General features: G+C 66.2%; 18 protein-coding genes. 10 read left to right on the top strand and 8 right to left on the bottom strand.

Features of this window, described 5'->3' with window-relative positions:
* Positions 1-3 precede the first annotated feature (3 nt).
* Genes ACYVHH_RS17305 through ACYVHH_RS17290 form a run of 4 tightly spaced genes read right to left on the bottom strand, consistent with a single transcriptional unit; the run spans position 4 to position 1,499 of the window.
* The gene (locus ACYVHH_RS17305) at positions 4-672 is read right to left on the bottom strand and encodes a LysE family transporter (protein ID WP_460566515.1); all 669 of its coding nucleotides are present in this window, start codon (positions 670-672) and stop codon (positions 4-6) included.
* A 3-nt stretch (positions 673-675) separates the two neighbouring features.
* A complete protein-coding gene (locus tag ACYVHH_RS17300; protein WP_460566513.1) occupies positions 676-981 on the bottom strand; it encodes an urease subunit beta in 306 nt (101 codons plus the stop codon).
* Between the two features lie 10 nt (positions 982-991).
* Entirely contained in the window at positions 992-1,168 is a 177-nt protein-coding gene (locus ACYVHH_RS17295) for a hypothetical protein (protein ID WP_460566511.1), read from the bottom strand.
* A 28-nt stretch (positions 1,169-1,196) separates the two neighbouring features.
* Entirely contained in the window at positions 1,197-1,499 is a 303-nt protein-coding gene (locus ACYVHH_RS17290) for an urease subunit gamma (RefSeq protein WP_460566509.1), read from the bottom strand.
* 292 nt (positions 1,500-1,791) lie between these two features.
* Here ACYVHH_RS17290 and ACYVHH_RS17285 point away from each other — a divergent pair, with 292 nt between their 5' ends.
* The 3 genes from ACYVHH_RS17285 (at position 1,792) to ACYVHH_RS17275 (ending at position 6,992) form a co-directional block, all read left to right on the top strand.
* Entirely contained in the window at positions 1,792-5,178 is a 3,387-nt protein-coding gene (locus ACYVHH_RS17285) for a hybrid sensor histidine kinase/response regulator (protein ID WP_460566554.1), read from the top strand.
* The gene (locus tag ACYVHH_RS17280) at positions 5,153-6,157 is read left to right on the top strand and encodes a response regulator (protein WP_460566507.1); all 1,005 of its coding nucleotides are present in this window, start codon (positions 5,153-5,155) and stop codon (positions 6,155-6,157) included. The genes ACYVHH_RS17285 and ACYVHH_RS17280 overlap by 26 nt, the downstream gene beginning before the upstream one ends.
* Before the next feature lie 223 nt (positions 6,158-6,380).
* Entirely contained in the window at positions 6,381-6,992 is a 612-nt protein-coding gene (locus tag ACYVHH_RS17275) for an N-acyl amino acid synthase FeeM domain-containing protein (protein ID WP_460566505.1), read from the top strand.
* A gap of 21 nt (positions 6,993-7,013) precedes the next feature.
* Here ACYVHH_RS17275 and ACYVHH_RS17270 read toward each other — a convergent pair whose 3' ends face one another.
* Positions 7,014-10,001, bottom strand: coding sequence for a putative bifunctional diguanylate cyclase/phosphodiesterase (locus ACYVHH_RS17270; protein WP_460566504.1), 2,988 nt, complete (start codon positions 9,999-10,001; stop codon positions 7,014-7,016).
* A gap of 277 nt (positions 10,002-10,278) precedes the next feature.
* On the opposite strand from ACYVHH_RS17270, the gene urtA reads away from it, so the two are divergent.
* From urtA to ACYVHH_RS17235, 7 genes are all read left to right on the top strand, one after another.
* A complete protein-coding gene (gene urtA / locus ACYVHH_RS17265; RefSeq protein ID WP_460566502.1) occupies positions 10,279-11,550 on the top strand; it encodes an urea ABC transporter substrate-binding protein in 1,272 nt (423 codons plus the stop codon).
* Between the two features lie 87 nt (positions 11,551-11,637).
* The gene (gene urtB, locus ACYVHH_RS17260; protein WP_460566500.1) at positions 11,638-13,269 is read left to right on the top strand and encodes an urea ABC transporter permease subunit UrtB; all 1,632 of its coding nucleotides are present in this window, start codon (positions 11,638-11,640) and stop codon (positions 13,267-13,269) included.
* Between the two features lie 19 nt (positions 13,270-13,288).
* Positions 13,289-14,452, top strand: a complete 1,164-nt coding sequence (urtC, locus tag ACYVHH_RS17255) for an urea ABC transporter permease subunit UrtC (protein WP_460566498.1) — start codon at positions 13,289-13,291, stop codon at positions 14,450-14,452.
* Complete coding sequence (gene urtD, locus ACYVHH_RS17250; RefSeq protein WP_460566496.1) at positions 14,449-15,324, top strand: urea ABC transporter ATP-binding protein UrtD; 876 nt, start codon at positions 14,449-14,451, stop codon at positions 15,322-15,324. The genes urtC and urtD overlap by 4 nt, the downstream gene beginning before the upstream one ends.
* Before the next feature lie 2 nt (positions 15,325-15,326).
* Positions 15,327-16,031: an urea ABC transporter ATP-binding subunit UrtE gene (urtE, locus tag ACYVHH_RS17245; RefSeq protein WP_460566552.1), complete on the top strand. Its 705-nt coding sequence runs from the start codon at positions 15,327-15,329 to the stop codon at positions 16,029-16,031.
* 46 nt (positions 16,032-16,077) lie between these two features.
* Positions 16,078-18,327: an ATP-dependent DNA helicase DinG gene (gene dinG, locus ACYVHH_RS17240; RefSeq protein WP_460566494.1), complete on the top strand. Its 2,250-nt coding sequence runs from the start codon at positions 16,078-16,080 to the stop codon at positions 18,325-18,327.
* A gap of 102 nt (positions 18,328-18,429) precedes the next feature.
* Complete coding sequence (locus tag ACYVHH_RS17235; protein ID WP_460566492.1) at positions 18,430-19,515, top strand: PA0069 family radical SAM protein; 1,086 nt, start codon at positions 18,430-18,432, stop codon at positions 19,513-19,515.
* A 2-nt stretch (positions 19,516-19,517) separates the two neighbouring features.
* Here ACYVHH_RS17235 and ACYVHH_RS17230 read toward each other — a convergent pair whose 3' ends face one another.
* From ACYVHH_RS17230 to xdhA, 3 genes are read right to left on the bottom strand one after another with little or no spacing between them, the layout of a single operon-like run.
* Positions 19,518-19,976: a GNAT family N-acetyltransferase gene (locus tag ACYVHH_RS17230; RefSeq protein ID WP_460566490.1), complete on the bottom strand. Its 459-nt coding sequence runs from the start codon at positions 19,974-19,976 to the stop codon at positions 19,518-19,520.
* Between the two features lie 55 nt (positions 19,977-20,031).
* Positions 20,032-22,377: a xanthine dehydrogenase molybdopterin binding subunit gene (gene xdhB / locus ACYVHH_RS17225; protein ID WP_460566488.1), complete on the bottom strand. Its 2,346-nt coding sequence runs from the start codon at positions 22,375-22,377 to the stop codon at positions 20,032-20,034.
* A complete protein-coding gene (xdhA, locus tag ACYVHH_RS17220) occupies positions 22,374-23,942 on the bottom strand; it encodes a xanthine dehydrogenase small subunit (RefSeq protein ID WP_460566486.1) in 1,569 nt (522 codons plus the stop codon). The genes xdhB and xdhA overlap by 4 nt, the downstream gene beginning before the upstream one ends.
* Positions 23,943-23,952 lie beyond the last annotated feature (10 nt).

Raw genomic sequence — 23,952 nt, 5'->3', positions numbered from 1 at the left:
TACTCAGGGGTGGCCGTGTACGACTGGTTGTGAGGCGAGGGCGTTTTGACCCATGGGTTGGGACAGATCCCGCAACGTGCTCAATGCCAATGAAAGCAATACCGCGGCGCACAGTCTGTAAGTGAAGCGAGCCCAAGTCGCGCCAGCGCGGCGGAAAATCCGGTCCACCAGTGCAGCACAGACAAAGCACCACAGCAATGACGCCGTCATGAAGCCCGAGAAAAAGATGCCGTAATCCAGCGAGTTAGGTTGGACTACACCGACTGCCCCCATCGCGCTTCCCATGGCAGCCCAGTAAGCCAGGTTTTGCGGATTGGTCAGCGACAACAGCATCCCGGCGCGCATTGGCCGATGCAGGGTGTTATCTGCCGCACTGTGTACTTCGTGCACCTGCCGCGCGGCGCACCAGCTGTCCCACGACAAATAACATAAGTAGGCAGAGCCTGCCAAACCAATCGGCCAGCGCAGCGCGTCCCACTGGAGTGCCAAGCCGATGCCCATCAGCCCCAGCACGGCCCAAGTGGCATCGCCTACCAGTGAGCCAAACTGGACAGCCAGGGCCGGGCGGTAGCCGCCGCGCAGGCCTTGACGTACCGTTTCGGCGAAAACCGCACCGGGGGCTGCGTTGAATATCAGACCCAGCAAAAAAGCGGTGGTGAACAGGCTCAGCATGGTTCAGAGTTTTCCTTGCGTCAGCCCGCGAAAGCCGTGGACGATGCGCGCACCCGCGTAGTCCACCAGCTCCACGGTGCGTTGCTGGCCGGGCTCGAAGCGCACGGCGGTGCCGCTGGCGATGTTCAGTCGCATGCCGCGTGCGGCGGTGCGGTCGAAGCTGAGCGCGGCGTTGGTTTCGGCGAAGTGGTAGTGCGAGCCCACCTGAATGGGGCGGTCACCCGTGTTCTTCACCACCACGGTAAGCGTGCGGCGGCCCCGGTTGAGGGGGAGCTCACCCGCGTCGATGAGGTATTCGCCAGGGGTCATGACCTTGCCTTCACTTGCGCGACAGCCAGATGGCAGCGCCAACGCCCACGGCCAGGGCGACAAAGCCCAGCGTGTCGGTGGCGTGCCAGTGCGGGCCGAACAGGCCGTGGCCTTCGTGGGCCTGGGCCTGCGTGGCCATGGCGCAGGCTGCAAGTGCGGTGATCAGGCGGGTGGATGTGGAGAACATGTTGGGCTTCCTGGGTGCAAGGTTCGGTTCAGACGATGGGCTGGTGCACAGTGACGAGCTTGGTGCCGTCGGGGAAAGTGGCTTCCACCTGGATGTCGGCGATCATGTCGGCCACGCCGTCCATGACATCGTCGCGGGTGAGCACGGTGCGGCCCTCGCTCATCAGCTCGGCGACGCTTTTGCCGTCGCGCGCGCCTTCCATGACGGCAGCGGTAATGAGGGCGATGGCCTCAGGGTAGTTGAGCTTGAGGCCACGCGCGCGGCGCCTTTCGGCAAGCAGCGCGGCGGTGAAGATCAACAGCTTGTCTTTCTCGCGGGGCGTGAGTTCCATGGTGTGGTTCCAGCAAAACGCGTGCCGGGCAGCAGTTGAGCCGCCAGTATGCCGATAGACGGGGGACAGGGGGAATCCGGCATCCGGCGTATGGCACGAAAGCTGCACCTTGCCGCGCGTGAACGCCAGAACCGAAAATTTGCCCGACCCGCCGCCGGGCCGCCCCAAGGCGGGTCAGCCCCCTCGGGGGGCAGCGGCCAGCGCAGCGCTGGAGAGCGGGGGCCTGACCGATCCTCCCCAACGCATCATCAAGGTGCGCCGCGACTACAACAGCTGGGTGGCCAGCGAGACCATGGAGGACTACGCCCTGCGCTACACGCCGCAGCGCTTTCGCAAATGGTCGGAATGGCGGGTGGCCAACACAGCGTTCGGGGTGGCGTCCTTCCTCATCTTGGAGGCGGTGGGCGCCACTCTGCTGGTGCAATACGGCTTCATCAACGCCTTCTGGGCCATCCTGGCCACCGGGTTGATCATCTTCCTGGCGGGGCTGCCCATCAGCGTCTATGCGGCGCGCTACGGCGTGGACATGGACCTGCTCACCCGGGGCGCGGGTTTTGGCTACATCGGCTCCACCATCACCTCGCTCATCTACGCGTCGTTCACCTTCATCTTCTTCGCGCTGGAGGCCGCGGTGATGGCCTATGCGCTGGAGCTGGCGCTGGGCATACCGCCCGCATGGGGCTACTTTTTGTGCGCGGTGGTGGTGATTCCTCTGGTCACGCACGGCGTGTCGGTCATCAGCCGTTTCCAGGTGTGGACGCAGCCGCTGTGGCTGGTGATGATGGTGGTGCCCTATGTGGCGGTGTGGATGCTCGATCCTGGTGCATTGACGAGTGTTGTGCACTATGCCGGTGAATCCGGTTGGGGTGGGACGTTCCGATGGCACCTGTTTGGTGCCGCCTTGACCGTGGGCATTGCGCTGATCACCCAGATGGGGGAGCAGGCAGACTACCTGCGCTTCATGCCCGCGCCACAACCGGGCAAGCGTGCGCGCTGGTGGCTGGGCGTGCTGGGCGGCGGCCCGGGCTGGGTGGTGCCCGGTGTGCTGAAGATGCTGGGCGGTGCCCTGCTGGCGCACCTGGCCCTGCAGTACCAAGTGCCTGCCGAGCGCGCGGTGGACCCGAACCAGATGTATCTGGCCGCCTACGAGCACCTGCTGCCTTACGGCTGGGCGGTGGCGGCCACGGCGCTGTTCGTGGTGGTGTCGCAGCTCAAGATCAACGTCACCAACGCCTACGCAGGTTCGCTGGCGTGGAGCAACTTCTTCTCGCGCCTCACCCACAGCCACCCGGGGCGCGTGGTGTGGGTGGTGTTCAACACGCTCATCGCCTTCATGCTGATGGAGATGAATGTGTTCCAGGCCCTGGGCGAGGTGCTGGGGCTGTACGCCAACATTGCCATCGCCTGGATCATGGCCGTGGTGGCGGACCTGGTCATCAACAAACCCATGGGGTGGTCGCCACCGGGCATCGAGTTCAAGCGCGCCCACCTGTACGACATCAATCCCGTGGGAGTGGGGGCGATGGCGCTGGCCTCGGCCCTGTCCATCACGGCGCACATGGGGTTGTTCGGCCCCTTGGCGCAGGCGTTTTCGGCGGTGGTGGCGCTGGTCACGGCCTTCGTGGCGTCGCCGCTGATTGCCCGGGCCACGAAGGGGCGGTACTACCTGGCACGCACGCCACAACCGGCTGGCGAGGGTGACGGCGCCTACATGGGCCTGCGCATGCACCGCTGCGTGATTTGCGAAGGCGAATACGAAGCGCCCGACACCGCACACTGCCCGGCCTACCAGGGGCCCATCTGTTCGCTGTGCTGCACGCTGGACGCCCGTTGCGGCGACCTGTGCAAACCGCACGCGCGCCTGTCGGCGCAGTGGAATGCCGCGCTGCGCCGCGTGGTGCCGCGCGCGTGGTGGCCCTACCTGGATGCAGGACTGGCGCATTACGCGCTGCTGATGCTGGTGATGGCGCCCGTGCTGGCCGCCGTGCTGGGGGTGCTTTACCGCCAGGAACTGCAGGGTGTGACTCTGGACATGGAGGCCGTGCTGCGCTCGGGCTTCATCAAGGTGTATGCGGCGCTGCTGCTGGTCACGGCCATTGTGGCGTGGTGGCTGGTGCTGGCGCACAAGAGCCGCGAGGTGGCGCAGGAAGAGTCCAACCGGCAGACGCGCTTGTTGATGCACGAGATCGACTCCCACCGCCGCACCGACGAACAACTGCAGCAGGCCAAGCAGGTGGCCGACCGCGCGCGTGAGCAAGCAGACCAGGCCAACCAGGCCAAGACGCGCTACATCAGCAACATTAGCCACGAGCTGCGCACGCCGCTCAACAGCATCCTGGGCTATGCGCAGTTGCTGCAGGAGGACGAGGGCATGCCCGCCCACCGTTCGCATGCCATCCAGGTCATCCGCCGGGGTGGCGAGCACCTGCTGTCGCTCATCGAAGGCACGCTGGACATCGCGCGCATCGAATCGGGCAAGCTGACGCTGGACTTGAAGCCCTGGCGCTGGCAGGACACCGTGCGCGAGGTGGCGGCCATGTTCGAGTGGCAGGCCCAGGCCAAGGGGCTGCGCTTTGTGTTCGACGCACCCGCCTGGTGGCCACCCGTGGTGCGCGCCGATGAAAAGCGTGTGCGCCAGATCCTCATCAACCTGCTGGGCAACGCGGTGAAGTTCACCCAGCATGGCGAGGTGCGGCTGAGCATTCGCCACGTGCGCGAAATGGCCACCTTCGAGGTGAGTGACACCGGTCCCGGCATTGCGCCGGAGGAGCTGGATCGCATCTTCGAACCCTTTGCGCGTGGCGCGGCACACGCCAGTGGCGGCGCGCCGGGTTCGGGCCTGGGCCTGACCATTGCCCGCATGCTGGCCGACTTGATGGGGGGCGAGCTGACAGCCAGCAGCCGCCTGGGGGAGGGGACAACCTTCCGTCTGCGCCTGTTCCTGCCTGAGCTGACCGAAGAGGCGCCTGCGGCACAGCCCGTGCTGGCACCTGTTTACCGGGGCTACGAGGGGGCGCGCCGCCAGGTGCTGGTGGTGGACAACGAGGAAGCCGACCGCCAGTTGCTGGCGCGTTGGCTGGAGCCTCTGGGCTTTGAGGTGACGCTGGCCACCCACGGTGAAGACGCCTTGCGCGTGCTGCGCGACGGCTTGCGGCCCGACGTGGTTTTCATGGACCTGGCCATGCCCGGCATGGACGGCTGGCAAGCGCTGCGTCACATCCGCGCCATGCGGCTGCAGCCCGCGCCCGCACTGGCGGTGGTGTCGGCCAACGCCTTCGACAAGGGGCTGGACAACGACATCGGCCTGCCGCCGCAAGACTTCCTCGTCAAGCCCGTGCGACGCGACGAATTGCTGCACTGGCTGGGGCAGAGACTGGGGCTGACCTGGCAGGCCGCCGACGTTGCAGCGCAGACATCGCCAGCGCCGGCTTCCACCTGGCCGCCCGCCACGCAACTGGCCCACGGGCTTGGCGCCACGGAACTGGGCACGCTGCGCGAGCTGGCCCGCCTGGGCTACTACCGCGGTTTCGTGCAGCAGATCGACCGCCTGAGCGAGCTGCACGCGGACTGCACGCAACCGCTGCAGCGCCTGCGCGCGCTGGCCCGTGAATTCCGTTTTGAATCCATTGAACAGATATTGCAGGAGGCCTTGGATGAGGCTGAACACCTTGGAGGATGACGGCACCCCGGTCGTGCTGATCGTGGACGACGTGCCGGAGAACCTGGCCGTGCTGCACGACACCCTGGACGAAACCGGCCATACCGTGCTGGTGGCGCTGGACGGTGAAACGGCGTTGGCCCGCGCGCGCCAGGCGCAGCCCGACGTGGTGCTGCTGGATGCCGTGATGCCGGGCATGGACGGCTTCGAGGTGGCCCGCCGTCTGAAGGCAGATCCCGAGACGGCGCAGATCCCCATCATCTTCATGACCGGGCTGACCGAGACCGAACACCTGGTGGCCGCTCTGGCTGCAGGCGGCGTGGATTATGTGACCAAGCCCGTGAAGCCGCAGGAAGTGATTGCCCGCATGGGTGTGCACCTGCGCACTGCCCGGCAGGCCCGTCAGGGCGCGCTGGAGCGCCAGCAGGCGCGCAACGCGCTTGACGCGTTCGGCTACGCCACCATCACCGTGCGCGCCAGCGACGGCAAGCTGATGTGGCAGACCCCGCTGGCGCGTGACTTGCTGCGGCGCTACTGCGGCACCGAAGCACCGGTCACGCCCGAGCCCGTGCTGCAGTGGCTGCGCCGCCACCTGGCCGAAGAAACAGCCGGGCCGGTGGTGGAGCCGCCGCGCCTGACGCTCACCCTCGGCCCCAGGCGCCTGACCTTCCGGCTGCACCGCCACATTGGTGACGAAGACGAGGCCACCAGCGGCCCCGCGGGCGACTGGCTGATCGTGATGGAGGAGACCTCGGACGCCGTCGCCATCGAAAGCCTGGTGCAGGCCTTCGGCCTGACCGCACGCGAGGCCGAAGTGCTCTACTGGGTGGCCCAGGGCAAGATCAACCGCGACATTGCCGACATCCTGGGCGCCAGCCCCGCCACGGTGAAAAAGCACCTGGAGCGCGTGCACGCCAAGCTGGGCGTGGAAACCCGCACGGCCGCCGCCGCCATGGCCATGAACCGGGTGCGCTCGCTGCAACGGCCGACAGGCGTGTAGGAAAAAGGCTGACAACAGAAACAGCGAACTTCCAACTTAAGTTGTGGGGCGCTCTGCGTAAAGTGAATTCACGCCGATCCGTGACACCTCGGACGGCCCACTGGAGGGATTCACCATGTACGCGAGTGCTGTTTCTGAGGTTTTGGGGAGCCATGCGCATGTGTTGCACGAACGGGCGCCGTCCGGTCATGCAGCAGTCCGGCAGCATGGGGTCAGCGAATCGTTGCCATTCACTGTAAGGCTGGCACGTTCCGAAGAAGAGGTCCAGAAGGCGGTCAACATCCGGCATGCCGCCTATGCCAGGCATCTGGAGCCTGCGCTGTCCGCAGCGTTGCAGCGCCCCGAGCCGCTCGACACGGCGCCCGGCGTGGCCTTGCTGCTGGCCGAATCCAAGCTGGACGGTTCGCCCTTGGGCACCATGCGGATCCAGACCAACCAGTACCGCCCGCTGGGCATGGAGGGCACCATCGACCTGCCCACCTGGATGCGTGGCAAGGGTCTGGCCGAAGCCACACGGCTGGGCATCACGCAGGACAAGGTGGGCCGCGTCGTCAAGACGGTGCTGTTCAAGGCCTACTACCACTACTGCCTGCTCAACGACATCCGTTACATGGTGATCACGGCGCGCTCGCCGATCGACCGCCAGTACGAACGTCTGCTCTTCCAGGATGTGTACCCCGGCATGGGCTACGTGCCGCTGCAGCACGTGTTCAACCTGCCGCACCGCATCATGTACCTGGACGTGTTCAACGTGGAGGACCTGTGGAAGAGCATGGAGCACCCGCTGAGCGACTACATGTTCCACACCCACCACCCGGACCTCCTGCTACGCTGACAGGCTGCCGGGCGGGCACCGTCAAGGTTGCTTGCCGTTGGCGGCCACGGTGGGCAGAGCTGGTGCCTCGGGTTGCCCCAGGACAAGGTCGACATGACCCAGCTCGTCATCGTCGGCAAGGGTGCTGAGGTAGTCGAGCAGGGCCTTGTCCTTGATGAAGTCGGCCCCGGAGTGCACGCTCAGGATCGTTTCGGGTGACTGCGGCCTGGCCACCACGAAGCCCTGCACGTAGTCCACGCCGATCTCGGCCAGCGTTTCCACCGTCTCGAAGTCTTCGGCCCACTCGGCAATGGTCTTCATGCCCAGGTTCTGGGCCAGGCTGACGATGGCCTCCACGATGGCCACGTTGGCCGGGTGGCGGTTCATGTTGACGATGAAGCTGCCGTCGATCTTGAGCAGGTCTGCAGGCAGATCCTTGAGGTACGAGAACGACGTGTAGCCCGCGCCAAAATCGTCCAGCGCCACCTTGGCGCCGTAGCTGCGCACCTTGTCGATGAAGCGCCGGGTGTTGCCCATGTCGTGCAAGGCCACGCTCTCGGTGATCTCCAGGCAGAGGCGGTGCGCTATCGGGCCGCAGCCCTCCAGCATGCGGAACACATCTTCCATGAACAGTTCGTCGTTCAGCGACGCGCCGCTCAGGTTCAGGCAGACGAACTGGTTGAGCGGCAACTGCTCCCCATGGCGCTTGAGCCAGTCCAGCGCGGTGGTGAGCACCCACCGGTCAATCACGCCCATGCGACCGGCGTTCTCACCGGCATGGATGAGGCGGTCGGTAGGCACACGGTCGCCGTTGGCGTCCTGCATGCGCAGCAGCACCTCGAAGTTGAGCGATGCGTGCGGCTGGCGCAGCGACATGATGGGCTGCATTTCCAGGAAGAGGCCTTCGATGGTCTGGTTGGTGGCCAGCCGTTCTACCAGCTGCAGTTCGGCTTCGTGGTCGGTGAAGACGTGCGAGCCCTGTTCGTACACCACCAGGCCGGCCTTGCCCTTCTTGGCTTCACGGCAGGCCCGGTCGGCGGTGGAGACCACATCCTTGGCCGAGGTGCCAATGCCCACTTCAATGAGTCCGATCGACCCCCGCACCTGGAAGGCCCGGTCACCCACCTGGTAGGCACTGGAGGAGAGACGGGAGACGATCTCCCGGCACACAGTCTCGGCCTGGGCCAACTGGGTGTCGCTCATCACGATGAGGAATTCGTCGCCGCCGACGCGCCCGATGTGCATGTTGGGCAGCAGGGGGCCTTGGGCGCGTTCACAGACCTGCTGAAGCACGGCGTCACCCGCGGTGTGGCCGTACAGGTCGTTGATCAGCTTGAAGCGGTCCAGGTCCAGGTAGGCCACCGCCAGGGGCTTGCCGCGCCCCAGGCGGTTCAGCCCCGATTGCAGCATGGTCTCGATGCCGCGCCGGTTGAGCACCTTGGTGAGCGTGTCGTGGTTCGCCAGGAACTGGAGGTGCTCCGTGGCCAGCGCCTTTTCGGTGATGTCCTGGAGCGAGCCCTCGATCTTGTCGCTGGCCAGCGCCGCCTTCACCAGGAAACGCTTGGTGGCGTGGCCAGGGTGCGCAAGGCCGATCTCCATTTCCACCGGTTCACCCACGAGGGTGCGGCTGGACAGCCGTGCCCAGTCGGTATCGCTGAAGTAGTGTTGCCACTGGTCCTGGCCGGGTTGCATCACGTCGGCTTCCAGCATTTCCCGCAAGGCAGGGTTGGCACTCACGAAGCGGCCGCGCAGGTCGAGCGTGAACAGGCCGATGGGAATGACATCGTAGGCATGGCGCAGTTCTGCCTGGATGTCCAGCCGCTGCTGGTGTTCCTGGCGCATCTGCTCAGCAATGGCCAGTGACGCCAGCAGGCTGGACGCCAGGGCAGCGGTCACGCTGTTGACGGCGCCAATCAGCCCCTTGATGCCCAGTGCCGCCGAGATGACTTCGTAAAGGCTGGCGAACAGTGCCACGCCGATGGACGCGGCGTACCACATAGCCACCCTGGAGCGCGTTTCCAGCAATATGCGGGCGAGCGCGTAGACGAGGATGGCGATGCCAATGCCCGTGCTGACCCAGATCAGCGGCAGGAAGCGCGCGTAGGGCAGGGTGACCGACAGCAGCAGCAACGGGAAGCACGCCCACTGCACGGCACGCACCAGCCCGTCGCGCCCTGTTTTCACCAGGTCTGCGTCGAACAGTGTGCGGAACAGCACGACCGTTACCAGGAAGTAGAGCGCCAGCGTCAGCGGGCGCAGGTACACCAGCCAGTCGAAGGGAATGCTTTGCCCCAGCCATTGCTGGTCCCAGCCCGCAGACAGGGCGGCCATGCGCAGGTTGATGACCAGCCAGGCAGCGAACACCAGGTAGTTGCGGTCGCGGTTGATGAACCCGGCGATCAGCGTGAACAGCGCCAGCACCAGCATGCCGCCGTCAAGCAGGCCAGCGTTGCGGTGGAACTCCTGTTCGCGCGTGGACAGCTCGTCCAGCTGCCAGACCTTGGCCGTGAAGCGGGCGGGGCCCAGGAAGCGGGCTTCGCACAACACGCTGCCCGTGCCCGCTGGCAGGTCCAGGGCAAAGCCTGCCCGGGAGGCGCGCATGCCACCTTCACCCTCGCGCGTGGCAACCCCGAGTGGCGTGAGCGTGGCGCCGTCCCAGCAGCGGGTTTCGGTGGCGTGGCGCGACGGGAATTCCAATGCGCGCGCGGCAAGGTTGTCTGCGGCGGGCAGCGGGATCAGAACCCACAAGGGCTCCTCCGACAGCCGGGTGTCCCACTGTTCAAGGGTTGGGGTTGCGCGAAGCCGGTCGACGGTGCCCGCGTCTGCCGTTGCCGTTTCGGTGATGACGTGAAACGCCAGCGTGCGACCCTGGCTGGCTGGGTACTGGCTGTTCCAGGCGAACAGGGCCACGAGCGAGAAGATGCCCACCAACAACGGAATCCAGTAGGCCGAAAACGCCTGCAACGCCGAGTCCAGGCCCGCATTCAGGCGGGTACGTATGGTCGGCAACGGTTTCGACCCGATCGTCATGGGTGTTGTCTGGCTCGGTGGATGGCTTCAACTCCCTGAATACGCTGAATGGTTGTGCTTTTTGTCGGATTATGCGTTCAAAGTCCAGTGATCGGCATTGCACATGGGTAATAACTGCCGATTTTGCGGGTTAGCGTGTGGCATACGCCACCCGGCGTACAGACGCCCTCCAGGGTAATCCCTAGCATGGACCTGTCCACGGTGCAAAGGCCTTCGGTGCCGGAGCGCCGGGCAAATGTCCCAACCCTCGTCCGAACCCTGGAAACGGAGTCTCACCATGCAACGTCGTTCTACGCTCAAAGTCCTGTCCGCTGCGGCAGCCGCCGCATCGCTTGGCCTGGCCACCTTGCCCGCCCAGGCTGCCGACACCATCAAGGTCGGTGTGCTGCACAGCCTGTCGGGCACCATGGCCATTTCCGAGACTGTGCTGAAAGACACGGTGCTCATGGCCATCGAGGAAATCAACGCCAAGGGCGGTGTGCTGGGCAAGAAGCTGGAACCCGTGGTGGTGGACCCCGCCTCCAACTGGCCGCTGTTCGCCGAAAAGGCCCGCCAGCTGCTGACGCAGGACAAGGTGGCCGTGACCTTCGGCTGCTGGACGTCCGTGAGCCGCAAGTCGGTGCTGCCGGTGTATGAAGAGCTGAACGGCCTGCTGTTCTACCCCGTGCAGTACGAGGGCGAGGAACTGAGCAAGAACGTGTTCTACACCGGCGCTGCGCCCAACCAGCAGGCCATTCCCGCTGTGGAATACCTGATGAGCAAGGATGGCGGCTCCGCCAAGCGCTTCGTGCTGCTGGGCACCGACTACGTGTACCCCCGCACCACCAACAAGATCCTGCGCGCCTTCCTCAAGAGCAAGGGTGTGAAGGACGAGGACATCATGGAGGAGTACACCCCCTTCGGCCACTCCGACTACCAGAGCATCATCGCCAAGATCAAGAAGTTCAGCTCCGAGGGCAAGAAGACCGCGGTGGTCTCCACCATCAACGGCGACTCCAACGTGCCCTTCTATAAAGAACTGGGCAACCAGGGCCTGAAGGCGACCGACGTGCCGGTGGTGGCTTTCAGCGTGGGTGAAGAGGAACTGCGTGGTGTGGATACCAAGCCGCTGGTGGGCCACCTGGCCGCGTGGAACTACTTCATGAGCGTGAAGAACCCCACCAACGACGAGTTCACCAAGAAGTGGGCCGCCTACGCCAAGGCCAAGGGCATTGCCGGTCACAAGGACAAGCCGCTGACCAACGACCCGATGGAGGCCACCTACATCGGCATCTACATGTGGAAGCAGGCCGTGGAGAAGGCCAAGAGCACCGACGTGGACAAGGTGATTGCCGCCATGGCTGGCCAGACCTTCAAAGCGCCGGGTGGCTTCGTGGCCAAGATGGACGAGAAGAACCACCACCTGCACAAGCCGGTGTTCATCGGTGAGGTGAAGGCCGACGGCCAGTTCAACGTGGTGTGGAAGACCAAGGGCCCGGTCAAGGCGCAGCCCTGGAGCCCCTTCATCGAAGGCAACGACAAGAAGAAGGACGAGCCCGAGAAGAAGTGATTCTGGCTTGACAACGGAAGGGGTGATTGCGCCCCTTCCACCGGACGGGGGCAAGCAGGCCCCCGTCTGCTTCCCGGAAAGACGAGGATGAAACTGCCCCCACGCATGAGTCTGTACAAGAACATTTGGTTGCGCGGTCTGGCGGCATGCGCCCTGGCGCTGACCCTGGCGGGGCAGGCCTGGGCCCTGACGCCCGAAGACGCGCTGGCCCTGGCCGATGGCGACAGCAGCGACCGCATCGAGGCGCTCAACCGTCTGGCCACCGAGCCCGGCGAGCGGGCGGCTGCACTCATACGCGCCATGGCTGACGAGGCGGTGCGCCTGCAGGACGGCAAGGTGCTGATCGTCACGGGTGACAGCGCGCGCGACGCCGTCAGCGGCGAGGCCGTAGCGCTGACCGATGCTGCCGAGGACGTGATGGTCAACAACCGCATGCGCGGCGCCCTGCAGACGGCGCTGGCCGGGCTTGACCTGCTGAGCGACGACACGGCACGCCAGCGCGAGGCGGCGCAACGCCTGCGCGCAAGCGCCTTCGAGGAGCCCGATGCCGCCCAGTTGCCCCTGATCGACAACGCGCTGGAGCCGGACCATGTGCAACACCTGGACGGCCGTGCCCGCGAGATACTTGAGCAGGCACGCGCGGCCATTCTCTTGAGCAGCGAAGACCCCGCCCGGCGCGCCGAGGCCGCTCAGGCCCTGTCTGGCGCCACCCAGACCATCGTCAAGGCACTCCTGCAGCAGCGGCTGGAAGCGGAGGAGGACGCTACCGTGAAAGCCGCGCTCAAGCAGGCGCTGGCCAAGGTGGAGCGTTCGCTCATGGTCAGCGACGCGCTGGGCCAGGTGTTCACCGGTGTGAGCCTGGGCTCCATCCTGCTGCTGGCCGCGCTTGGGCTGGCCATTACCTATGGTTTGATGGGCGTGATCAACATGGCGCACGGCGAGTTGATCATGATCGGCGCCTACGCCACCTACGTGGTGCAGGGGCTGTTCCGGCAGTACCTGCCCAATGCATTTGACTGGTACTTGCTGGCCGCGCTGCCCGTGGCTTTCATGGCGTCTGCCCTTGTGGGCGCGGCCATGGAGCGTTCGGTCATCCGCTTCCTCTATGGCCGCCCGCTGGAAACGCTGCTGGCCACCTGGGGCCTGAGTCTGGTGCTGATGCAGGGCGTGCGCAGCCTTTTCGGCGCGCAGAACGTTGGCGTGGAAAACCCCGGCTGGATGAGCGGCGGCGTGGTGCTGATGGGCAACCTCACGCTGCCGTGGAACCGCATCGTCATCATCGGCTTTGCGCTGGCGGTGCTGGTGGCGGTCACGCTGCTCATCGGCAAGACGCGCCTGGGCCTGTTCGTGCGTGGCGTCACGCAGAACCGCCCCATTGCCTCTTGCATGGGCGTGAACACGGCACGGGTGGACACCTACGCCTTCGCGCTGGGCTCGGGCATTGCCGGGCTGGCAGGCGCGGCCCTGAGCCAGGTGGGCAACGTGGGGCCGGACCTGGGCCAGAGCTACATCGTGGACTCCTTCATGGTGGTGGTGCTGGGCGGTGTGGGTCAGCTCGCGGGCACGGTGTATGCCGCGCTGGGGCTGGGCATTCTCAACAAGTTCCTGGAAGGGTGGGCTGGCGCGGTGCTGGCCAAGATCGCCGTGCTGGTGTTCATCATCATCTTCATCCAGAAGCGTCCGCAGGGCATCTTCGCCCTCAAGGGCCGCCAGGCCTGAAGCCAAGGGGACGAACCACATGAACACAACAAACATTTCCTCTTTGCCTGCGGCGGCGCTGCTGCCGCACGAACAGTTCAACAAAGGCCCCTTGCTCACACGCAGCGGCTGGGGTGGCATTCTGGTGGCGCTGCTGGTGGTGTGCGCGGTGGCGCCGCTGCTCAACCTGTGGGTGCCCGCTGGCAGCTCGTTCCACCTGAGCGACTACATGGTCGGCCTGCTGGGCAAGATCATGTGCTACGCCATCTGCGCGCTGGCCATGGACCTGATCTGGGGCTACACCGGCATTCTGAGCCTGGGCCACGGCCTGTTCTTTGCGCTGGGCGGCTACGCCATGGGCATGTACCTGATGCGCCAGATCGGTCGCGACGGCAACTACCAGAGCGACCTGCCGGACTTCATGGTCTTCCTGGACTGGAAGGAACTGCCCTGGCACTGGGCCCTGAGCGACAGCTTCGTGGCCACGCTGCTGCTGGTGGTGCTGGTGCCCGGGCTGGTGGCCTTCGTCTTCGGCTACTTCGCCTTCCGCTCGCGCATCAAGGGGGTGTACTTTTCCATCATCACCCAGGCGCTCACGTTCGCGGCCATGCTGCTGTTCTTCCGCAACGAAACGGGCTTTGGCGGCAACAACGGCTTCACCGATTTCAAGCGCATCCTGGGCATGCCCCTGGCCACGCCTGAAATGCGCATGACGCTCTTTGTGCTGACGGGGCTGACGCTGCTGGGCTTCTACCTGTTCGCGCGCTGGCTGGTGGGCAGCAAGTTCGGCCGCGTGCTGCAGGCCGTGCGCGACGCCGAAAGCCGCGTCATGTTCTGTGGCTACAACCCGCTGCCTTACAAGCTCGCCATCTGGACGCTCTCTGCCGTCATGTGCGGCGTGGCCGGCGCGCTGTACGTGCCGCAGGTGGGCATCATCAACCCCGGTGAGATGAGCACCGCCGCCAGCATCGAGATTGCCGTGTGGGCGGCGGTGGGCGGGCGTGCCTCGCTCATCGGGCCCATCGTGGGGGCGTTCATCGTCAACGGTGCCAAGAGCGTGCTCACGGTGAGTTTCCCCGAGTTCTGGCTGTATTTCCTGGGGGCTCTGTTCATTGTGGTGACGCTGTTTATGCCGCACGGCGTGGTGGGCCTGGTGAAGAAGGGCATGCACAAGCTGCAGGCCAAGAAAGGAGGGCAGGCATGACGCCCGACCTGATGGAAGCCGGTGCCGAGCGCTACGCCCACGCGCAGGAACGTGCCGCGCACGGCAAGACCGAATCCGGTGGCCGCAACGCCGCTTTCCTGCGCCCGCTGGTGCGCGGCGAGGTGGATACCACCCATGGCCGCATCCTCTATCTGGAGGACGTGAGCGTCAGCTTCGACGGCTTCAAGGCCATCAACAAGCTCAGCCTCGACATCGCCCCGGGCGAGCTGCGCTGCATCATCGGTCCCAACGGCGCGGGCAAGACGACGATGATGGACATCATCACCGGCAAGACCCGGCCCGACGAGGGCACGGTTTACTTTGGTTCCACCATCGACCTGCTGCGCTACAGCGAGCCCGAGATCGCTGCGCTGGGCATAGGCCGCAAGTTCCAGAAGCCCACCGTGTTCGAGGAACTCAGCGTGTTCGAGAACCTGGAACTGGCCCTGGCGACTGACAAGCGCGTCTGGCACAGCCTGGGCTTTGCGCTCAACGGTGAACAGAAGGACCGCCTGGCCGAGGTGCTGGAGACCATCCACCTGAAGGACGCGGTGACGCGCCGTTCCGGCGACCTGAGCCACGGCCAGAAGCAGTGGCTGGAAATCGGCATGCTGCTGATGCAGGACCCCAAGCTGCTGTTGCTCGACGAGCCGGTGGCGGGCATGACGGACGAGGAAACCGCCCGCACGGCGGAACTGTTCCTCAGCCTCAAGGGCAAGCACAGTTTGATGGTGGTGGAGCACGACATGAGCTTCATCCGCGCCATCAGCGAAAAGGTGACCGTGCTGTGCGACGGCGCGGTGCTGGCCGAAGGCACGCTCGACCAGGTGCAGGCCGACGAGCGCGTGATCGAGGTTTACCTGGGAAGATGAGCATGCTGCAGATCGACCACATTCACCAGTACTACAGCGGCTCGCACATCCTGCGCGGCGTGAGCCTTGAAGCCCGGGCAGGCGAAATCACCGTGGTGCTGGGGCGCAACGGCGTGGGCAAGACCACGCTGCTCAAGTCCCTCATGGGGCTGGTGCCCATCCGCTCGGGCAAGATCGTCTTCGACGGCGAGCCCATAGAAAAGACCACCCCCTACGAGCGCGCCCGCGCGGGCATAGGCTACGTGCCCCAGGGGCGTGAGATCTTTGCCCGCCTGACTGTGCACGAAAACCTGCAGATGGGCCTGGCCACCAAGAAGGCGGGCACACCCATTCCGCCGCAGTTGTTCGAGTTGTTCCCGGTGCTCAAGCAGATGCTGGGCCGCCGGGGCGGCGACCTGTCGGGCGGGCAGCAGCAGCAACTGGCCATTGCCCGCGCGCTGGCACCGTGCCCGAAGCTGCTCGTGCTGGACGAACCCACCGAAGGCATCCAGCCCAACATCATCAAGGACATTGGCCGGGTGCTGAAGAAGCTGGCCCGCGAGGGCCTGAACGGTGAGCCCATGGCCATTGTGCTGGTGGAGCAGTACTACGACTTTGCCGAGGAGCTGGCCGACAGCTACTTGGTGATGGAGCGGGGCGAAGTGGTGGCCAGCGGGCCGGGGGCGGAGATGGCGGCCAAGGGCATACGGCAGCTGGTGGCGATTTGAGCTGGCCGGGCCGCGAGCGTGGCCCGATGTGTCAAACTCCCGCGCCATGGACAAAGCAGCGTGGGCCCGGGAGGCATTGACGGTATTCGACCAGGTGGTGCAGGCGGGCAGCGGGTTGCGCCCGCGTGCGGGCCAGCGCCTGATGGCCGAGCAGGTGGCCTGCACCTTCGCCGAGGCCGACCTGGGCAAGCCCCCCGAGGACGAGGACGGCCCCATCGAGGCGCTGGAACCTGCGCGTTCCATCGCCGTCATCCAGGCTGGCACGGGCGTGGGCAAGTCGCTGGCCTACAGTGTGCCTGCCATCGTGTTGGCGCTGGCGCGCAACACGCGTGTGATGATCTCCACCGCCACCGTGGCGTTGCAGGAGCAGCTCGTCCACAAAGACCTGCCCGCGCTAGCCAAGAGCCTGCCGCAGCCCTTTCGCTTTGCCCTGGCCAAGGGGCGCGGGCGCTACGTCTGCAAGCTCAAGCTGGACCGCTGGGCCAGCGGTGCCGACGATGACGAATGGGCTGTAGATGACGACCTGTTTGCCGAGGAGGCAGCCGCCGCGCGCCGCTGGAGCGGAGGTGGCGCCGCACGCAGTCTGAGCGCAGAACAGGAACTGGCCGAACGCACCACCTGGTATGCAGGCCTGGCGCACGATCTGGAAAAAGGCCGCTGGGACGGCGACCGCGACACCCTGGCCCAACCACCCGAGGCCGCCTGGTGGGCTGCGGTGGCTGCCGAGTCCAGCTCTTGTACAGCGCGCCACTGCCCGGCGTACAACCAGTGCAGTTACTACGAGCAGCGCAAGGCGCTGGTGGGGGCACAGGTCATCGTTGTCAACCACGACCTGCTGCTGTCGTCCCTGGGCTCGCGCCTGTTGCCCGAGCTGGACAACTGCCTGCTGGTGCTGGACGAGGCGCACCACCTGCCCGCCACCGCGCTGGAGCAGTTTGCCAGCAGCATGGACCTGAGCCGCCTGAAATGGATAGACCGCCTGACCACACAGGCCTTGCGCACGGGCGGCCTGCTGGCGGTGGAGGAGGTGGCCGAGGTACCCAAGTGCTCGGCGCTGGTGCGCCAGCACCTGCAGGATGTGGCCCGGTTGCTCATGCACCACTACGGCAGTGCCTTGCGTGGGGAAGATGCCCCCGCGCGCCAGCGCGGCGGCTGGGCGCAGGGCTCCGGTGGCGGCGTGTCAGGCCGTGTGCGAGCGCCGCGCGGTCAACTGCCCACCGACCTCATAGAACCGCTGGCCCAGCTGGCCCACCAGTCGCAGGTGTTTCTGGACGCGCTGCGCGCCATCAGCAAGGCCTTGCGCACCGAAATACGCGACCAGCCCGACGAGGCCCGGCGCCTGTCGCAGCTCTACGCCCAGCTGGGTACCCTTGCGCCCCGGCTGGAGGCCGTGTACGCCACCACCCAACTGCTCCTGCAGGACCCGGCAGATGGCGGAGCCCCCGTGGCCAAGTGGTTCACGCTGGACACGGTGGGCGAATTCGTGGTGCTGCAGGCGCACGCGAGCCCCACCTTGCCCGGCGCCACGTTGCGCCACCACCTGTGGGCGGCAGCGCGCGGCGCGGTGCTCACCTCTGCCACGCTCACCAGTTGCGGGCATTTCGACTTTTTCCTGAAAGAGGTGGGTCTGCATGGCGACCCAGCCGCCGTGGCCATGGAAGTGCCCAGCCCCTTCGACTTTGCCGCCCAAGGGCGGCTGGTGCTGGCAGGCACGCGGGCCGACCCCAAGGATGCCGCTGCCTTCACCAGCGAGATGATCGAAGCCCTGCTGCGCGACCTGCGCGAGGTGAAACACGGTGCGCTGGTGTTGTTTACGTCGCGCGCGCAGTTGCGCGCCGCCGAAGATGCGTTGACCGACGACCTGCGCGACCGCGTGCTGGTGCAAACCGCCTTGCCGCGCGGGCAATTGCTGTCGCGCCACCGCGAACGCGTGGCCGCCGGGCAACCCTCCATCATCTTCGGCATGCAATCCTTCGGCGAAGGGCTGGACCTGCCCGGCCAGCTCTGTGAAGACCTGTTCATCACCAAGCTGCCCTTCATGCCGCCCGACGACCCCGTGGGCGAGGCCCGCGCTGAATGGCTGCGTGCCCTGGGGCGGGACCCCTTCATGGAACTGGTGGTGCCTGCCACGGCCATTCGCCTTGCACAGTGGGTAGGCCGCGCCATCCGCACCGAGGAAGACGAGGCACACGTGACCTGCTACGACCGGCGGCTGACGCAGACCAGCTACGGCCAGCGCCTGCTGCAGGGGTTGCCGCCGTTCACAAGGGTGGTGCCAGGGCAGGCACGCCCCTGAACCTGGCACTGGCCGCAGACGGCCCTCATGCCAAAGCAGCGTGGGGTTGCGGCAGATACTGTTTTTATATACAGTATTTGCCTGTAACGCATTCCAGCTGCCATGTCTTCATCCCTCATCCCCGTGCAGGCCATCAAGGGCCGGGGCAGTGCCAGCCGCCTGGCCCACCGCTTTTCCGCAGACGAGCGAGAAGCTTTTGACGATGGCTGGGGTGCGCCAGAAGCTGACGCTGACGCCGCGCCTTCCCCGGCAACACAGGTGCGCTGGGAAGACGCGCGCAGCGCCATTACCTACAACGACTCGCCAGACATCGGCTTTGACCGCTCCATCAACCCCTACCGGGGTTGCGAGCACGGCTGCAGCTACTGCTACGCGCGCCCGTCGCACAGCTACCTGGGCCTGTCGCCGGGGCTGGACTTTGAAACGGTCATCATTGCCCGGCGTGGGTTGGCTGAACGTTTACGGCACGAGCTTTCGCGCCCTGGGTACACCCCCGCCACGCTTGCCATAGGCACGGTGACCGACGCCTACCAGCCAGTGGAGCGCGAACTGCGCCTCACCCGTGCGGCGCTGGAGGTGCTGCACGCCGCGCGCCACCCGTGGGCGCTTGTCACCAAGGGCAGCGGCGTGGAGCGCGACCTGGACCTCATCACCCCCATGGGGCAGGCTGGGCAGGCGGCGGTGTACGTCACCATCACCACGCTGGACGCCGAACTGGCCCGGCGGCTGGAACCCCGAGCGCCCGCGCCCTGGCGGCGGCTGCGCACCATCCGTACCCTGGCCGAGGCGGGCGTGCCTGTGGGGGTTAGCGTGGCGCCGCAGATACCCTTCATCAACGAAGACATGGAGCAGGTGCTGGCCGCCGCTCGCGAGGCTGGCGCCAACCGCGCCTTCTACACCGTGTTGCGCCTGCCGTGGGAACTGGGCCCGCTGTTCCGCGAGTGGCTGGATTTGCACTACCCACAGCGCGCGGAGCGGGTGATGGCGCGCATCCACGATCTGCGCGGCGGCAAGGACTACGACAGCGACTTTGCCCAGCGCATGGGAGGGCAGGGCCTTTGGGCCGACCTGCTGCGCCAGCGCTTCACCAAGGCCTGCGCCAAGCTGGGCTACCAGCGCGAGGCGCGGGCGCTGGACGCGTCTGCCTTCAGGCCACCGGGGGCAGCGGGGCAGATGGATTTGTTTTGAACTTACCGCACCTCAGGCCAGCGGTTGTAGGCAAAAAACACCTCGTCCCTCACCCAGCCCAAGGACTCATATAGCCGTTGTGCGGGCAGGTTGGTCTTGGCGGTCGTCAGGTCGAGGCGGGCCTTGCCTGTGGCCAGCGCCTTGGCTTCGGCGGCCTGCAGAAGCAGTTTCCCCACGCCATGCTTTCTGGCGGCGGGTAGCACGAACAGGTCGTACAGGGCATAGATGGGCGCCGCTTCCACCGAACAGAAGGTGGGGTAGAGCTGGCAGAACCCGGCGATGCCATCACCCGGCGCATCAGCCACCAGAATAGCCGACTCCGATTTTTCAAACCGCTCGGTGATGAAGTTCAGGGCCAACGCCGGGTTGGCTTCCTGCTCGTAGAACTGGCGGTACTGGTCGAAAAGCACTGCAACTTGTGCAATGTCGGCATGGGTAGCCTCCCTGATCGTGATTTTCATTGTGTGGTTTTGGGTGCGGCTAAGGCGTTGAAATGGGGGCCGATGATACGGCGCCTCATCCACCCACCGTTAACGCCCCCAACACCCGCTCCGCCGTCGCAGGCGCGTCCATGCGTACAGGCTCGCCATCCCCGCGTGCCTGCGCCACCGCATCGCGTATGGCCTCCCACACACTGATGGCCAGCATGAAAGGCGGTTCGCCCACGGCCTTGCTGCCGAACACGTTGTCCTCACGGTTGGGTTCGGGCCACAGGTCCACCTTCAGCCGTTCGGGTACGTCGCCCGTGGCGGGGATCTTGTAAGTGCTGGGCGCGTGGGTGGCCAGTTTTCCCTTGGCATTCCAAACCAGTTCCTCGGTCGTGAGCCAGCCCATGCCCTGCACAAAGCCGCCTTCAATCTGCCCAATGTCGATGGCCGGGTTGATGCTGTGCCCCACGTCGTGCAGGATGTCCACCGCCAGCACGCGGCTTTCGCCGGTGAGGGTGTCGATGGCCACCTCGGTGCATGCCGCGCCATAGGCAAAGTAATAGAAGGGCCGCCCGGTGAGCGTGGTCTTGTCGTAGTGGATCTTGGGCGTGCGGTAGAAGCCGTCGCTCCACAGCTGGATGCGGTTGGCGTAGGCCATGCCCACCACTTCGGTGAAGCCGCGCGTGGCCTTGGGGCTGATGACCTGACCGTGGCGGAACTCCACCTCGCCCGCGCCGCAGCCGTCCAGACCACAGACGAAGGCGGCCAGGTTGTGCCGCACGTTGCGCGCCGCAAACTGCGCGGCGCGGCCGTTCAGGTCGGTGCCGCTGGAGGCGGCGGTGGCGCTGGCGTTGGGCACCCGGGCGGTGTCGCTGGCGGTCACCAGCACGCGCTCAAACGGCACGCCCAGCTCGTCGGCCACCACCTGAGCCACCTTGGTGTGCAGGCCCTGGCCCATCTCGGTGCCGCCGTGGTTCACCATCACGCTACCGTCGGTGTACACATGCACCAAGGCGCCCGCCTGGTTGAACAGCGTGGCCGTGAAGCTGATGCCGAACTTCACCGGCGTGAGCGCCAGCCCGCGCTTGACGATGGGGCTGTCCACGTTCCATGCGGCGATCTCGTGGCGGCGTTCCTGGTAGCGGCTGGTTTCGGCCAGACGGGTGATCAGCGGCTCCAGGATGTTGTCTTCCACAGCCATCTGGTAGTGGGTGACGTTGCGTTCGTTGATGCCATAGAGGTTGCGCAGGCGCACGGCCAGCGGGTCCAGCCCCAGGTGGCGGGCAATGTCCCCCAGGATGGTTTCGATGGCGATGACGCCTTGCGGCCCGCCAAAACCCCGGAACGCCGTGAAGCTCTGCACGTTGGTCTTGCAGCGGAAACTGTGGATGGCCACGTTGTCCAGGAAGTAGGCGTTGTCACTGTGGAACACGGCGCGGTCGGCCACGGGGCCCGACAGGTCGGCCGAGAAGCCGCAGTTGGCCAGCAAGGTCAGGTCCAGCCCCAGCAGGCGGCCTTCATTGTCAAAGCCCGCGGTGTAGTCGTAGGCAAAGGGGTGGCGCTTTCCGGTGATAAGGAAGTCGTCGTCGCGGTCCAGCCGCAGCTTCACGGGGCAGCCCGCTTTGAGCGCTGCCACGGCGGCCCACACGGCCAGGTGCCCGGCCTGTGTTTCCTTGCCGCCAAAGCCGCCACCCATGCGCCGGCACTCCACCCTTACGCGGTGGTTGTGCAGGCCCAGGGCGTGGGCCACCCAGTGCTGGATTTCGCCAGGGTGCTGGGTGCTGCTGTAAATCACCCACTGCTGCTGCTCGTGCGGCACCGCGTAGGCAATCTGCCCTTCCAGGTAGAAGTGCTCCTGCCCGCCCACCTCGAACGAACCGCTCAAGGTGTGCGGGGCGTTCTTCAGGGCGGTGGCGGCGTCGCCGCGCGTCACGTGCACGGGCGGCAGTACGTAGCTCTGGCGGGCGTGGGCCTCGCGCGGGGTCAGCACGGGGGGCAGTTCTTCAATGTCCAGCTTCACCCGGCGGGCGGCGCGGCGCGCGCTCATCACGTCGTCGGCCAGCACCAGGCCAATCACCTGGCCCACGTGCTGCACCGTGTCCAGGGCGAACACGGGTTCGTCGTGCCCAAAGGCGGCCAGTATCTTGTCGCCGGGAATGTCGGCGGCCAGCACCACGTTGCGCACGCCGGGCAGGGCCAGGGCGGCGCTGGCGTCCACACCGCGCAGGCGGCCATGCGCCACCGGCGAGAGGATGGGCGCAGCATGCAGCGTGCCTTTGATCTCGGGGATGTCGTCTACATAGGTGGCGGCGCCCACGATCTGCGCGCGTGCGCTTTCGTGGGGGCGCGATTGCCCGCAGGCGCCAGTGGCCTGGGCTGAGATGGGGAGCAGTGCGGCCGCCACGGCGCCGCCTTGGGGGGAGAGGGTGGTCATCGTGTGCCCTCCTGTGTGGATGATGCGCCCAGCAGGGCGGGTTGCAGGCGCTCCAGGCTGATGACCTGGCTGCCCGGTGGCGTGCTGCTTTCCAGCCAGCAGCGCCACAGCAGGTTGCCCAGCACCTCGCGGCGGTAGTGGGCGCTGGCGCGCATGTCTGAAATGGGCTGGAAGGTTTCGCGCAGCACCGCCAAGGCGCGGCGCACGGTGTCTGCGTTCCAGGGCTGGCCGGTCAGAGCGGCTTCGGCAGCCGTGGCGCGTGCTGGTGTGGCCGCCACGCCGCCCGCGCCGATGGAAGCCTTGGCCACCAAGCCCCGCTCGATCTGCAGCGAAATGGCCAGGCACACTGCGGAAATGTCGTCGTCAAACCGCTTGGACACCTTGTACACGCGCGTCCATTCGCCACTGCCGCTGGGTTGTCCAGCTGGGAGGGGTTTGCCCGGGCGCGGCACCTTGATCCAGGCCAGCAGCTCGTCGGGGCGCAAGACGTTCTGGCGGTAGCCGGTGTAGAAATCTTCCAGTGCCAGTTCGCGGTGCTCGATGCGGCCGCGCTGGCCGCGACCGGCCCAGCGCATCAGCACCACGCTTGCCCCCAGGGCAATGAGCAGGGGCATGCTGTCGCCAATGGGCGAACCGTTGGCCACGTTGCCGCCCAGCGTGCCGGAGTTGCGCACCGGCAGCCCGGCAAAGCGCTCGCCAAAGGCGGCCAGTTGCGGGCGGTCTTTCACCAACGCGGCAAAGGCGTCGGTCAGGGTGGCTGCCGCGCCTATGGCAATGTGGTGCGAGTAGCGCTCAATGCGGCGCAGCTCGGCAGCGCGGGTTACGTCCAGCACCTGGGGGTACTGCTGGTGGCCCTTGGTCACCCACAGGCCCACGTCGGTACAGCCGGCCACCACCTGAGCGTCTGGGTGGCGGGCGCGGGCCTGCAACAACGCTTCCAGTGTGGTGGGGGCCTGGTAACTCTTGTCGCCATCGTCGGCTTCCGGGGCAATCTGGCGCAGCAGGTCGCGCAGCTTGCGCTCGTCCACGCGTGCGGCGGGCAACTTTTCCATGGCCTGCGCGGCGTCCAGTATGGGGCGGTAGCCGGTGCAGCGGCACAGGTTGCCCGACAGTTCGGCCTGCGCCGTGGCACGGTCGATGGCATCGCCCTGCGCGCAGTGGTTCTGGTACATGCCAAACAGGCTCATCACGAAGCCCGGCGTGCAGAAGCCGCACTGCGAGCCGTGCGCGTCCAGCATGGCCTGCTGGGCCGGGTGCAAGTCGGCGCCCTGGCGGTCGATCAGCGGGTCGGTGGCCAGGTCTTCGGCCGTCCACAGCGCCATGCCGTCCACCGAATGCGCCAGGCGGATGCAGCTGTTGATGGCCCGGTAGCGCACGCCTTTGCCGTCGGGTTCGGCCAGTACCACGGTGCAGGCGCCGCAATCGCCTTCGCCGCAGCCCTCCTTGGTGGCGGTGAGGCCCAGGTCCTCGCGCAGCAGGTCCAGCAGCGTGCGGTTGGGTGATACATTGGCGAGCGAGACAATCTCTGCTCGCCGGACGAATCGCAGTGGTCTATCGGCAGCCATGGGAATTCCG

The organism is Hydrogenophaga aquatica, from assembly GCF_054780915.1.
The sequence above is the reverse complement of the archived record's forward strand: the minus strand, read 5'-3'. Positions and strand labels throughout refer to the sequence as shown.

What these genes read in the sequence shown, in the direction of transcription:
- ACYVHH_RS17305 (WP_460566515.1), bottom strand. Translation starts at nt 672, where the DNA reads ATGCTGAGCCTGTTCACCACCGCTTTTTTGCTGGGTCTGATATTCAAC.
- ACYVHH_RS17300 (WP_460566513.1), bottom strand. Translation starts at nt 981, where the DNA reads ATGACCCCTGGCGAATACCTCATCGACGCGGGTGAGCTCCCCCTCAAC.
- ACYVHH_RS17295 (WP_460566511.1), bottom strand. Translation starts at nt 1,168, where the DNA reads ATGTTCTCCACATCCACCCGCCTGATCACCGCACTTGCAGCCTGCGCC.
- ACYVHH_RS17290 (WP_460566509.1), bottom strand. Translation starts at nt 1,499, where the DNA reads ATGGAACTCACGCCCCGCGAGAAAGACAAGCTGTTGATCTTCACCGCC.
- ACYVHH_RS17285 (WP_460566554.1), top strand. Translation starts at nt 1,792, where the DNA reads ATGGAGGACTACGCCCTGCGCTACACGCCGCAGCGCTTTCGCAAATGG.
- ACYVHH_RS17280 (WP_460566507.1), top strand. Translation starts at nt 5,153, where the DNA reads ATGAGGCTGAACACCTTGGAGGATGACGGCACCCCGGTCGTGCTGATC.
- ACYVHH_RS17270 (WP_460566504.1), bottom strand. Translation starts at nt 10,001, where the DNA reads ATGACGATCGGGTCGAAACCGTTGCCGACCATACGTACCCGCCTGAAT.
- urtA (WP_460566502.1), top strand. Translation starts at nt 10,279, where the DNA reads ATGCAACGTCGTTCTACGCTCAAAGTCCTGTCCGCTGCGGCAGCCGCC.
- urtB (WP_460566500.1), top strand. Translation starts at nt 11,638, where the DNA reads ATGAAACTGCCCCCACGCATGAGTCTGTACAAGAACATTTGGTTGCGC.
- urtC (WP_460566498.1), top strand. Translation starts at nt 13,289, where the DNA reads ATGAACACAACAAACATTTCCTCTTTGCCTGCGGCGGCGCTGCTGCCG.
- urtD (WP_460566496.1), top strand. Translation starts at nt 14,449, where the DNA reads ATGACGCCCGACCTGATGGAAGCCGGTGCCGAGCGCTACGCCCACGCG.
- urtE (WP_460566552.1), top strand. Translation starts at nt 15,327, where the DNA reads ATGCTGCAGATCGACCACATTCACCAGTACTACAGCGGCTCGCACATC.
- dinG (WP_460566494.1), top strand. Translation starts at nt 16,078, where the DNA reads ATGGACAAAGCAGCGTGGGCCCGGGAGGCATTGACGGTATTCGACCAG.
- ACYVHH_RS17235 (WP_460566492.1), top strand. Translation starts at nt 18,430, where the DNA reads ATGTCTTCATCCCTCATCCCCGTGCAGGCCATCAAGGGCCGGGGCAGT.
- ACYVHH_RS17230 (WP_460566490.1), bottom strand. Translation starts at nt 19,976, where the DNA reads ATGAAAATCACGATCAGGGAGGCTACCCATGCCGACATTGCACAAGTT.
- xdhB (WP_460566488.1), bottom strand. Translation starts at nt 22,377, where the DNA reads ATGACCACCCTCTCCCCCCAAGGCGGCGCCGTGGCGGCCGCACTGCTC.
- xdhA (WP_460566486.1), bottom strand. Translation starts at nt 23,942, where the DNA reads ATGGCTGCCGATAGACCACTGCGATTCGTCCGGCGAGCAGAGATTGTC.